Genomic DNA, 11,181 nt, shown 5'->3' on the forward strand with positions numbered 1-11,181 from the left:
TGTGCTCGCTCGGTTCGAGGAACTTGCCTGGATGCCGGTCGCTTCCCGGGCGCTGGTCGCGCTGGGGTGGCTGCTCTTCTTTGGGTTCTTCCTGTTTCGCCGCTCGCCGGCCGAGCCGGGGGGCGTCAAGCGTGACTCGGTGTCGCTCCTCGGGATCGCGCTGCAGGGCCTGGCGTTCGCCGCGGTCTGGATGATCCAGCGCCCGATTCCTCGCGCCGGAGCGCATCTCGAGCTCGTCGAAGTGGCGCTCGATCTCGCGGCCCCGGTGCTCTCGATCGCTTCGGCATGGTTCGGTCTCTGGGCGGTGCGCACCCTCGGACGGCAATGGAGCTATGCGGCGCGCCTCATCGAAGGGCATCAGCTGATCGTCGCGGGCCCTTATCGCTGGGTGCGGCATCCCATCTACACGGCGATGCTGGGCAAGCTCATCGCCACCAATTTCGCGTTCGGCCATCCCCTCGGGCTGGGCATCGCGCTCGTGTTCTACATGGCCGGGACTGCGATTCGCATCCGCTCCGAAGAGAGGCTGCTCCGCGGCACGTTCGGAACGCAGTACGACGACTACGCGCGCCGAGTACCGGCGTTGATTCCGGGGATCTACTGAGCCCGCCTCGACAGGCCGCGCCTCCTCGCTCGCCGAAGCGCCCGGATTCGGCGACCCGGGACTTCCTTCGGATGTTCTGGGTGGTGCCGCTGTGGACGATCCCGTTCGGCGTGTTCTTCGGGCTCATCTACGGCAAGCAGCGCCACGACTTCGTCGACGCCTACGAGATCTCGCTGGTCTTCTCGCTCTCGGTCTGTCTGTTCCTGTGGGTGACGAAGTGGTTCGTCCTGCCGCTCGTGCTGCCGTCCAGCGGCCAGCCCGGCCCGCGCCGCGTGGTGCGACACATCCTGCTGTTTTCCGGCGCCACGGTGCTGGGCACGATCGTCGCCGCGCTGGTTCTGCACTTCACGATCGTGCCGCAGATGCTCGGCAGCGCGCGGAGCGTGGCCACGCTCGGCATGTTCACGCTGCTCTTCCTGCTGCTGATCTCCGGCATACTCACCGCGCTCCGCTTCTATCGCGACGCGCTCGAGCGGGCTCGCTCCGACCACGAGCTGACGGTGGCGCGACGCATCCAGAGCTCCTTCCTGATCTCGGAGTTCCCGCCCATGAAGGGGCTCGAAGTGCATGCGCTCAACGTCCCGTCGCGATCGGTGAGCGGGGACTTCTACGACGTGGTGTCGGGATTCGGCGGCAGCCACCTGCTGGCGGTGGCCGACGTGGCCGGCAAGGGCGTGCCCGCGGCGCTGCTCACCTCCATGCTTCAGGCGTCGCTGCGGATGCAGGCCCAGGAGAATCGCGAGGTGAGCGACATGCTGGCGCGCATCAACTCGCTGGTCTATCGCAGCACCGAGGTCGAGCAGTTCGCCACCTTCTTCCTGGCCCGCGTCGAGGAGGAGACGCTGCATCTCTGCTATTCGAACGCCGGGCACAACATTCCCGTGGTCTTCCAACGCGACGGTGGCCGCCGCATGCTCGAGCGCGGGGGCACGGTGGTCGGGATCCTCGAACACTGCGCGTTCGAGGAGGAGACCGTGCGGCTCGCCGCGGGCGACCGGGTGGTGTTGTACAGCGACGGCATCACCGAGGCGGCGCGGGAGGACGGCGAAATGTTCGGCGAACACCGCCTCTACGAGGCGGTCGAGCGCCTGCCGCTCGAACTCGAGGCGCGCGCCGTGACCGCCGCGATCCTCGAGGAGGTGCGCCGTTTCCTGAGCGGCAACGAGCCCGGCGACGACATGACGGTCATGGTGCTGCGCGCGTTGCCGGCCGAGGGCTCGCCGCCGGCCTGACCTCACCAGTCGCGGCGGCGGAACCTCCACGCGCCGACGGCGAGTGGTGCGGCCAGCTCCGCGCCCAGCACGGCGACGCCGAGCGCGATTCCACCGGCGGTGCCGAACCACCGGACCAGCACCGCTGACGTCGGCCCGAACAGCGCGCCCGAGCCGGTCGCCAGCGTGGTGAGCACGCGCGCCAGGTCCACGGGATTGACGAGCAGCGCCGGAAACAGCATGGCCTGCAGCCGAACGCCGTTGAAGGTGGCCGTGGCGCCGAGCAGCACCAGATCGTAGGCCACCACCGTCAGCAGCCACAGACCGATCGCCGCCGAGGTCGCGCGCAGGCGGTCCGGCCACAGCACCGCGAGCAGCATCGAGGCCGCCACCGAGATCGCGCCGAGCGCGAAGGCCACCGCCGTCAGCACCAGGAATCCGCGCAGCTGATCGGCGCCGGCTTCGATCGCGATCACCACGCCCCCGGCGCCGAAGCCGACCGCCAGAGCGACCGACAGCGCCGCGAGCAGCCCGAGGTACTTCCCGGCGTACACCTCGGTGCGCGCGACCGGCTGGGCGAGCAGCAGCGGCAGGGTGGCGCTCCCCGCGGTGAGACTGGCGACTCCGAGCAGAAGACCCATCAGCGGCACCACGAACAGGACCAGATTCATCAGGCTAAGAGTGACGCGAGCGAATCCCTGAAAGCCGAGCTCGCCGCTCTGCACCATGCCGAAGTAGGAAAGTCCGGCGATCAGTGTGGTGAGCAGCGCCGCGAAGCCGAACAGCCAGCGACTCTCGAGCGCGCCGCGATATTCCTCCTCGGCGACGACCCGCACCCGGCGCCAGCTCCCTGGAAACGCGCGGAGCCGGTTCATTGGTGGCCCGCGACGAGATGCGACCCGGCGACATCGAATCGCCCGCGCGGCACGCCGTCCACCAGCCAGGCGAGCGGTACGCCGGGCCGATCGGCGACCAGGGAACCGCGCCAGGTGGAGTCGGGCGCCAGCGCGATCACGCTCAGGCGATCCTCGTAGCCCGACAGGCTGACGCGCGCCTGACGTCGGGTGCGATTGACGATCGCCAGCCGGAGGTCGTCGCCGACCGCGACCACCGCCGGGCGGCTGAAGACGCTGTCGTCGCGCAGCTCCACTTCCACCACGCGCGACTGCGCGGGCCGCGCCGGCTCGCTCATGGGAGGACGCTCGCCGCGGAACAGCACCTTCGCCAGCCCGAGCGCCAGCAGCGCGATCACGAACAGTACCAGGTAGCGGCGAATCACGGCGTTCCTCCCGGTGGGACCTCGCCGTGTCGCGGAGCGCCGCGCACCACGCCGAGGAAGATCTCTTCGAGTGTCGGCCGCTCCACCTCGAAGGAGCCGACGCGAACCCCGGATTCCCGCAGCGCCTCGAACACCCCCATCCCGCGGCCGTTCGCGGCTTCGAGAACCAGGCGCGTGTCGCCGCGGCAAACGATCGGGATCCCGGCGCCGCTCAGAACGCGGGTCGCCCGTTCGGTGGCCTCCGCCCCCGGCAGCTCGATCGCGAGCCGGGTGGCACTCGCCTGGCGCGCGCGCAGGGCGTCGAGCCGTTCGAGCGCGGCGCGGCGTCCGTCCACCAGTATCAGCACCCGGTCGGCCACGCGCTCGACCTCCGCCAGCAGGTGAGAACAGAGCAGAATCGTGATCCCCTGGCGGCGCAACTGCTCGACCAGGCTGCGGAATTCCCAGGTCGCTTCGGGATCGAGGCTGGCGGTCGGCTCGTCGAGCACCAGGATCGCGGGATCTCCGAGCAGCGCCTGGGCCAGCGACAGCCGCTGGGCGTAGCCGCCGGACAGGTCGCGCGCCCGGCGGTCGCCGAGCTCCGACATCCCGACTCGCGCGAGCGCCGCGCCGACCGCGGTGCGCGGCAGGCCGCGCAGATCCGAGAAGAAGCCGAGCACCTCTCGAACGGTGCGGCCGGCCGGGAACTCGACGCGTTGGGGCACGTAGCCGAGGTGCAGCCGCGCCCGCGCCACGCGCGGCTCCCACTGCTCGGGGCCCAGCAGGATGCGCCCGCGGTCCGGATGCACGAGCCCGAGCAGGAGTTTGAGAGTGGTGGTCTTGCCAGCGCCGTTGGGCCCGACGATCGCCAGCGTCTCTCCGGCAGCGACCTCGAACGACAGATCGTTCACGGCGGTGACGCAGCCGAATCGCTTGACGAGCCCCGCGGCTTCGATCATGACGACTCCGATTCCCCGCTCCGGGATCGCGAGGGTCGGATCATGCCGGCCATTCCGCCGGCGCCGAGCAGCGCGAACGCGCCGGCCGCCCCCCACGCGGGTCGCGTGGCGCCGTGCCCTCTCCCGGCCCGCCGCGCGCCGGACGGGAGCCGCGCGCTCATCAGCGGGAACGAGTCCACCGCCTCGCTGGGCCGAAGCGCGGGCAGCACGCGCTCGGCGACGCCGAGCGCCGCCACCGCCGGACTCTCGGCCAGAATGGTGAGATCGGGATACTGCTTCGAGAGGAAGGCGAACGCCGTCACCGGCGAGTGCGGCACGTCGCTCACACCGTCGCCGTCGAGATCGAACGCCGGATTGTCGCTCCAGTAGTTGCCGAGCCGGCCTTCGTCGAACCGATTGCTGGTGCGCCGCATGTCGAGCGCCACCGGATAGTCGTTCTGAATGAACTGGTTTCCGGCGAAGACGTTGTCGGCGCACGAAGCGAAGATCAGCAGACCCCATCCGTTGTTTTCGATCAGGTTGCCGCGAAATCGATTGCGATTGGAGCCATCCATGAACACGGCGATGGTGTTGGACCCGAGCCGATTCTCGAGAAACGTGCCGTCCGAGCAATCACGCAGGAGCAACCCGTAAGTGCGCGGGCCGCGATTGAACACGAAATCGTTGTGCTCCACCTCGAGCTGATTCGAGAACATCAGCGCGCAGCCGGCGGCGTTCCGAGTGAAGAGATTCCCGCGCAGGTGTGAACGCTGGCTGTACATGCTGTGCAACCCGTAGCGCCCGTTCCGCTCGAGCTGGTTTTGGTCGACGTCGACCTGATTCGCGAACGACAGGTAGATCGCGTCGAGGAAGCGCTCGACATGGTTGCGGTGCAGCCATACGTCGCTCGAATACCAGAGGTGGATCCCGTTGCCGTTGCCGAGATCGTCGAGCGGGGCGACCCGTCCGGTGAAACGGCAATTGTCCACCGACAGGGCGGTCGAGCGTTCGCAGTTGAGCCCGTAGAGCACGTCACTCACCTCGAGATCGCGCAACACCGCGTGATCGGTGACCGCGACGTGGATGCCGGCGTCCACGTTCATGAGGTTGGAGCCGCTCCCCCTCACCGCGAAGTGTTCGAGATGGACGCCGGGCGCGGCAACGGTGATCACCGTGCCCAGGCCGCCGCCATCCACGACCGCGCCGGGCTGCGCCAGGACCGTCACCGAGCGCCGGATGACGAGCGGCCCGCGATGCACCCCGGCCGCGAGCCACAGCGTGTCACCGTCGTGCGCCGCCTGGAGCGCGGCGGCTGCGGCGCCGGGGGTCGCCGGCACGACGAACCCGGCTTCGGCCCGCCCGGCGCCGATGCCGAGAGCGGCGATCCCGACCAGCGCGGTGACCGCGGCGGCTCGCGCGGCGGGAGCGGCGTGCCGCTTCGAGACGCGCCAGTCCCACCAGACCACCAGCGGCCCGATCACCCAGGCGAGGCCCAGCAGCCAGGTGCCGATCGCGGGCAGGCTGAGCACCCGGAAGTTCGCCATGCGCGCGTAGCCGATCAGCGGCGGCGTGAACGAGGGCATCTTGAGCGCGGCGCGCGGGTCGAGGTCGTGGCCGTAGTGCCACAACCACTGGGCGTAATCGCGAAACATGTAGCCCGCGAACCCGGTGAACAACAGCCAGCCGAGCAGCGCCACCCAGCGCCGGTTGACCAGCGCGGCCAGCAGCGCGAGCAGCCCGAACAGCGTCAGCGCCAGCGGCATGTAACCGAACTCGCGGAAGTCGTGCGGGGTGATCGCCTTCATGCCGACGTAGTGATTCAAGGCGTTGATCTTCCCCAGGTCGCCACGAATGGTGTTGGTATAAATCGTGAGCTGGAGCCCCTCCGGGTACTGCGGCGCGTGCAGTCTCATCATCCAGATCGGCAGCACCGGCAGGAAGAACACCGGAAGCAGAAGCACCGCCGCCAGCGCGATCAATCGGCGTTGGCTCGGACCAAAGCGCCCCGTCAGCCAGCTCGTCATGGAAGACTCTCCTGGCCGGGCGCGAGCCGGTGGCTGGCTCGCGCCCGGATCGTTTCCGGCGCCCTCCCCCCGGGCACCGGCGAGTTCAATTGCGCGTCATCTCGGCCAGCGCGGCGGCCACGTTCCGAGGATCGGCACGCTGCGTCTGGGCGACCGGGGTACCCTTCGGCCGCACCTCGATGTAGCCCTGCATCTCCTGGTGCAGCGCGCTGCAGAAGTTCGAGCAGTAGAAGGGATTGATCCCCTCGTGCTCCGCGGTCCATCGCATGGTCTTGGTCTCACCCGGTTCGATCTGCATGTTCTTGCTCGACCACAGGATGCCGAAGCCATGCGCGATGTCGTCGTCCTGCTCGAGATTGGTCCAGTGGAAGTAGACGTCGTCGCCCTGATTCACGCGCACGATGTCGGGCACGAAGTGCGAGCGCACCACGATGCCGTACACGTCCACGCGATTGCCGTGGCGCTCGATACGCGCGTCCTCGGGTTTGAGGACCGCACCCGGTTTGTGGTTCTCGGCCAGCGGATAGACCGTGAACGGCTTGAGCTTTTCGGCGCGGATCATCTGCGCGTAATGAGGCTCGAGGTAGGTCGGGAAATCGTAGAGCAGCTGCATCTTCGGCCCGCGCAGATCGATCAGTTGGGCGGCCTCGGGATGCGTGGGGCCCACACTGAGATAGCGATCCTTCGACAGCTTGTCGAGCGCCACGACGTACTCACCGGTGGGGTGGCGCGTGTCGCCTCCCGACGCCATGAGATGGCCGATCGAGTAGTACACGTCGATCTTGTCCACCACGTTCCACGGCGGCCCGACCTTCCACTTCGCGATCTGGGAGTCGAGGAACAACGAGGTGTAGGCGTAGCCCTTGTCGTCGAACTGCGTATGGAGCGGACCCAGACCGACCGGCACCCTGGCTTCCATCACGTCCTCGAACTTGAGCACCGGGATGCCGAACTTCTCGCCGTCGAACTTGCCTGCATCCACCGACGCTTTGAACTTGGCGTAGCTGAAGACCGTCACTTCGGCCTGCAGCTTGCCGGAGGCGCAGATGTACTCGCCGGTCGGATTCACGTCGATGCCGTGCGGACTCTTCGGAACCGGCACCAGGTACACCATGCCCTTGACCTCGGCGGGATCCACGACCGGTGCGCCGCCGATCATGCGTGCCTTGCCGCTGTCGACGGCCTTCTGCGCCGCTCGCCAGTCCACGGCGGCGAAGTAGTCCATCTCGTTCTGCGACGCGTTGATCTCGAGCGTGTCGTAGGCCATCTCGCTGTTGTAGCAGGTGAAGAACTCCCAGCCGTTGCTCGGGCCCTTGCCGGCGTCGGCGAGATCCCAGTCGAACGGTGGCATCAGGATCTCGAAGCCCATGGACATGTTTCCGTCTTTCGGATCCACCTTGATGCCGGCGACGATGCCGCGGAACTCCCGGGCGTAGTCCTCGACGTGCACGAACCGATTGGGCACGGGGACCGAGAACCGCGAGGCGGCAAACACGTACTCGGTGTTCGGCGTCGGGAAGGGACAGGCGTGCGCGGCGGAAAGGTTGGGAATCGGCCCGAAGATCTGGCGGGTCTTGAACTCCTTCAGGTCGATGCGCGCGATTCGCGCATTGGGCATGTCGTTGATGAACAGCCAGCGCCCGTCGTAGTCGCCGTCAGTCTCGGACAGGCCGGGGTGATGGGCGTCGCCCCACGTGAAGCCGCCGAGCATGGCTTTGGTCTCTTCGTCATAGCCATATCCGACGGCCGGCTCGGGGGTGAATACCGGGATGGTGGTGATGTGGCGGCACGATGGGATCCCATAGACGTAAACGTTTCCGTGGTGCCCGCCGGACAGGAACGCGTAGTACGCGTCGTGCTCACCGGGCTTCACGTACACCTTTTCCGCGGCGTTGCTGGCGGACGAGCCGCCGCGACCCGCGGCACAACCCAGGATCTGCGCCGCGCCGATTCCCAGCGTAAGCGCGCCCGCAGCGACCAGCCACCAGCGCTTCATGTTCATTCTCCCTTCCCGGCTTCCTGCGCCTGGTGATTCTTGTGCTTCAGGAACTCGATCACCGATCGGGCCTCGTCGGGAGTGAGTCCCTGATTGGGCATCTGCAGCGAGTACTGTCCGAACAGCTGATGAGAGATCGGGTCCTGTTTCACCATGACGTCGGGGTGCAGAATCTGGTTCTCCATCCACTGCGCGGTGCGCCGCATGGTTACGCCGTTGAGATCAGGGCACTGGAGCCGCTTCCCGAAGGCGTGGCAGGCGGAGCAACCCTTGTTCGTGAACAGCTTCTCTCCGGCCGTGACCCGCGATTCGTCGATCGGCTGCTCGCCGGCCCGCGGCCCCGAGTCGTATTGCGAGACCGCCGCGACGACCGTGCCGCTGGAGGCGGAAGGAGCGGATGCGGTGGATCCCGATCCACTCTTCGAGCCGCAACCGGCCAGCGCCATCGCGACCACGAGCAAGCCCACTTGAGTCCTGCTATTCATGCGGATGTCCTCCGAAAGGAGTCTCGAGAATCGTTCGGGGGCACGCCGAGCCGAGCCGCGAGAGTTTCGAGCTCGGCGGTGGCGAGCACACGGGAAGCCACCGCGAACACGGTGGCTTCCTCCTTCTGAATGTGCAGTCGGAGCAGGTCCACGAAGTCGCGCAGCTCCACTCGCACCCGACCATCGCGCACCATTCCGGCCGGCGAGTCGAGCAGCGCGCTCAAGTCCCCCAGCATCTGGCGCAGCTCCGCGTGCTCCGCCTCTAGCGGACCAAGCGTCACGCTCGCCATTGGCAGCGTTCGAGCCAGCACGGGGAACAACACGTCCTCCTCGGACCGCATGTGGGTCGCGAACTGGCGCTCGAGGTGCTCGATCAGTTCGCGCACCGCCGGCTCCCGAATCGAACCCGCCGGCCCCATGCCGGTGTTCGACGCGCGCTCGAGATCCTCGAGCCGCTCGAGGACGCCAGCGTGGTCCTCGCGAAGCCTCTGAAACGCATCCACCGGCTTGATGCCCTCCCCCCGAGCCGGGTGGTCGGCCCCGTCTCAAGGAAAGGATCGACGCCGGCGCCGGACCCGGGTATGACGCGGGTCATATCCGGAGCCGATTTCCTGCCCGGCCCCCGGTGGGGGAAAATGCTCACGATGCAGGTTGGTACCCGGTTTCACCGTCAGGAGATACCCGTGTCCCAGCGAACTCCCGGGCCGGCCGAAGGCTCGCGTAACGCGCTGATGAAGGAGCGTGTCGAGGCGGCGGTGCACTCACTGCCGGTGCTCCAGGGCCTCGCGCGCGAGGATCAGTCGCGCATCGCGCGGCTCGCGACGCTGCGCGACTTCGAGCGCGGGGAATGGATCTGGCGGGCCGGCGATGCGTCGGAGCAGCTGACCCTGATCGTCCACGGGCGGGTCAAGATCGTCCGCCACGCCGAGCAGGACGACGTGATCCTCGAGATCTTCGGCGAAGGCGAGCCGGTCGGCGCGATTGCGGTGTACAACGGCTTCCCCTATCCGGCGAGCGCAGCGGCGCTCGAACCCACCACCCTGCTCTGCATTCCTCGGCGTGAATACTTCGAATTGCTCGATCGCCATCCCGAGGTCGCCCGCGCCGTGATCCGTGAGCTGACGCGCCTGAACCTGTCGCTGACGCGCAAGCTCGAGGAATCGAGGAGCCAGCGCGTCGATGTTCGCATCGCGCAGCTGTTCCTGACGCTGGCCGAGCGGATGGGTCGCGAGAGCGCCGACGGTGTCGAGGTTCCGCTCGAGCTCACCCGCCACGAGATCGCGCAGCTGGTGGGCACCACGGTCGAGACCGCGATCCGGGTGATGTCGCGTTGGGGTCGCGAGGGGTTGCTGCTCACCGGCGAGGGCCGCTTCGTGATTCCCTCGCTCGAACGCCTCGAGGAGGCGGCGCGAGGCTCCGCCGACGCTACCTGAAGAACAGGTGCGCGAACCGCGCCTCGAGATTCCAGTAGATGATCGCGACCGCGGTCACGTCGAAGGCGGCGTGGGCGATCATGAGCGGCCAGATCTGCCGCGTGAGGACATAGATCGTCCCGAACGCCAGGCCGACGACCGCCGCCTGTTCGGCGCCCACGCGACCCTGATCCGGGAGATGCGCGGCGGCGAACACCGCGGTGGTGAGCAGCACGATCGCGGCTCGCGCACCGACGCCGCGGCCGAGCCCGGCTTCCAGACGCAGGAACAGGAACGAGCGGAACAGCAGCTCTTCGCCGAATCCCGCGCCCACGATCACCATGAAAAGCACGCCGGGCAGCGCGGCGCGATTGCCCACCAGGAAATGGTAGGCATGATTGACCGGGTCGGCGCCGAGCAACGGCAGCACCACCGACTTGAGCGCTAGCTTGAGCGCGATTCCGAATCCCAGGCTGGCCAGCACGGTCCAGCCAACGCGCCGGCCACGTCGGAATCCCAGCTCCTCCCAACCGGTGCCCGACAGCGCCGCCCATAGCAGCACCGGCAGCGATTTCAAAGGTCCGAGCACGGCTGCGAGCGCCAGCGCGAGGATCGTGCCGAGGATTCCCACCGGGCCGAGACCTCGGAGTTGCGCGGGGAGGCGATCGTCGTCGGCCGGGCGCTCGGGCTCGAGAGGCGGCGGCGCGATTCTCACCGGCGCTCCCAGCTCTCGACCGGGCCCGGCCGGAGCCGAAACAGGGGATGCGGCTCAGGCCGGACCACGCGCCGCCACCGGCGGTGGAGGGCCGGGCTGCGGCGCCGGAGCTTGTGCATCAAGTGGCGCCATTCGAACGCCAGTTGCCCGCGGGTGGCGACGAGGCGCGTGCGCGAGCGGGCCGGGCGGATCTTGCGGCGATCGAACGCGTAGCCGCGCGCTTCGGCCTCGAGCAGGACGTGCGCCAGATACGCGTCGATCCACTGGCGGGGCAAGGGCTGGAGCCGAAACCGCTCGAGCTGAGGGTGTCGCCGGTAGCCGCGCGTTTGGCCGCGCAGCACCGCTCGCGCGAGCAGTCCCTCACGCCAGAGCGCGACCAGTCCCCGGGCGTCGAGATATCGCGGGTGGAGCGTCCAGAGTCTCATGGTCGGACCTGCAGGTTGTGCGGCGGAGAATGTTGATGGCCGGGGTCGTGCACTGCGATCCCGACCATGCCGCATTCGGACACGTCGTTCACCCCTCCCTTCTGCCCCAGGCC

General features: G+C 68.2%; 12 protein-coding genes. 3 read left to right on the top strand and 9 right to left on the bottom strand.

What is annotated here, in order from left to right; all coding sequences use genetic code 11:
* Positions 1–31: 31 nt before the first annotated feature.
* Both VMJ70_11690 and VMJ70_11695 read left to right on the top strand, forming a co-directional pair.
* Positions 32–604: an isoprenylcysteine carboxylmethyltransferase family protein gene (locus VMJ70_11690; GenBank protein HTO91783.1), complete on the top strand. Its 573-nt coding sequence runs from the start codon at positions 32–34 to the stop codon at positions 602–604.
* 71 nt (positions 605–675) lie between these two features.
* Positions 676–1,836, top strand: a complete 1,161-nt coding sequence (locus VMJ70_11695) for a PP2C family protein-serine/threonine phosphatase (GenBank protein ID HTO91784.1) — start codon at positions 676–678, stop codon at positions 1,834–1,836.
* 2 nt (positions 1,837–1,838) lie between these two features.
* Here the strand turns inward: VMJ70_11695 and VMJ70_11700 are convergent, their stop codons facing one another.
* The 7 genes from VMJ70_11700 to VMJ70_11730 all read right to left on the bottom strand — a co-directional run bounded on the left by VMJ70_11700 (position 1,839) and on the right by VMJ70_11730 (position 9,019).
* Entirely contained in the window at positions 1,839–2,690 is an 852-nt protein-coding gene (locus VMJ70_11700; protein ID HTO91785.1) for an ABC transporter permease subunit, read from the bottom strand.
* Entirely contained in the window at positions 2,687–3,094 is a 408-nt protein-coding gene (locus VMJ70_11705) for a hypothetical protein (protein ID HTO91786.1), read from the bottom strand. Before VMJ70_11705 ends, VMJ70_11700 begins: the two co-directional genes overlap by 4 nt.
* Positions 3,091–4,032, bottom strand: a complete 942-nt coding sequence (locus tag VMJ70_11710; protein HTO91787.1) for an ABC transporter ATP-binding protein — start codon at positions 4,030–4,032, stop codon at positions 3,091–3,093. The genes VMJ70_11705 and VMJ70_11710 overlap by 4 nt, the downstream gene beginning before the upstream one ends.
* Positions 4,029–6,035, bottom strand: coding sequence for a nitrous oxide reductase family maturation protein NosD (gene nosD, locus VMJ70_11715; protein HTO91788.1), 2,007 nt, complete (start codon positions 6,033–6,035; stop codon positions 4,029–4,031). Before nosD ends, VMJ70_11710 begins: the two co-directional genes overlap by 4 nt.
* An 85-nt stretch (positions 6,036–6,120) precedes the next feature.
* A complete protein-coding gene (nosZ, locus tag VMJ70_11720; GenBank protein ID HTO91789.1) occupies positions 6,121–8,031 on the bottom strand; it encodes a Sec-dependent nitrous-oxide reductase in 1,911 nt (636 codons plus the stop codon).
* A gap of 2 nt (positions 8,032–8,033) precedes the next feature.
* A complete protein-coding gene (locus tag VMJ70_11725; protein ID HTO91790.1) occupies positions 8,034–8,516 on the bottom strand; it encodes a cytochrome c in 483 nt (160 codons plus the stop codon).
* Entirely contained in the window at positions 8,513–9,019 is a 507-nt protein-coding gene (locus VMJ70_11730) for a hemerythrin domain-containing protein (GenBank protein ID HTO91791.1), read from the bottom strand. Before VMJ70_11730 ends, VMJ70_11725 begins: the two co-directional genes overlap by 4 nt.
* Positions 9,020–9,199: 180 nt before the next feature.
* Between VMJ70_11730 and VMJ70_11735 the strand changes: the two genes are divergently transcribed.
* Positions 9,200–9,949 carry a Crp/Fnr family transcriptional regulator gene (locus VMJ70_11735; protein HTO91792.1) on the top strand — a complete coding sequence of 250 codons (750 nt, stop codon included), beginning with the start codon at positions 9,200–9,202 and terminating at the stop codon, positions 9,947–9,949.
* Here the strand turns inward: VMJ70_11735 and VMJ70_11740 are convergent.
* Both VMJ70_11740 and VMJ70_11745 read right to left on the bottom strand, forming a co-directional pair.
* The gene (locus VMJ70_11740) at positions 9,942–10,643 is read right to left on the bottom strand and encodes a CPBP family intramembrane glutamic endopeptidase (GenBank protein HTO91793.1); all 702 of its coding nucleotides are present in this window, start codon (positions 10,641–10,643) and stop codon (positions 9,942–9,944) included. The two genes, VMJ70_11735 and VMJ70_11740, sit on opposite strands and share 8 nt — an antisense overlap.
* Positions 10,640–11,068, bottom strand: coding sequence for a pyrimidine dimer DNA glycosylase/endonuclease V (locus VMJ70_11745; protein ID HTO91794.1), 429 nt, complete (start codon positions 11,066–11,068; stop codon positions 10,640–10,642). Before VMJ70_11745 ends, VMJ70_11740 begins: the two co-directional genes overlap by 4 nt.
* Positions 11,069–11,181 lie beyond the last annotated feature (113 nt).

Origin of the sequence: Candidatus Sulfotelmatobacter sp. (assembly GCA_035498555.1) — a bacterium.
Classification (GTDB): Bacteria; Eisenbacteria; RBG-16-71-46; order RBG-16-71-46; family RBG-16-71-46; genus DATKAB01.

Bases quoted from the DNA above. Each gene is read 5' to 3' on its own strand.
- VMJ70_11690 (HTO91783.1), top strand. From the start codon at position 32: ATGCCGGTCGCTTCCCGGGCGCTGGTCGCGCTGGGGTGGCTGCTCTTC.
- VMJ70_11695 (HTO91784.1), top strand. From the start codon at position 676: ATGTTCTGGGTGGTGCCGCTGTGGACGATCCCGTTCGGCGTGTTCTTC.
- VMJ70_11700 (HTO91785.1), bottom strand. From the start codon at position 2,690: ATGAACCGGCTCCGCGCGTTTCCAGGGAGCTGGCGCCGGGTGCGGGTC.
- VMJ70_11710 (HTO91787.1), bottom strand. From the start codon at position 4,032: ATGATCGAAGCCGCGGGGCTCGTCAAGCGATTCGGCTGCGTCACCGCC.
- nosD (HTO91788.1), bottom strand. From the start codon at position 6,035: ATGACGAGCTGGCTGACGGGGCGCTTTGGTCCGAGCCAACGCCGATTG.
- nosZ (HTO91789.1), bottom strand. From the start codon at position 8,031: ATGAAGCGCTGGTGGCTGGTCGCTGCGGGCGCGCTTACGCTGGGAATC.
- VMJ70_11725 (HTO91790.1), bottom strand. From the start codon at position 8,516: ATGAATAGCAGGACTCAAGTGGGCTTGCTCGTGGTCGCGATGGCGCTG.
- VMJ70_11745 (HTO91794.1), bottom strand. From the start codon at position 11,068: ATGAGACTCTGGACGCTCCACCCGCGATATCTCGACGCCCGGGGACTG.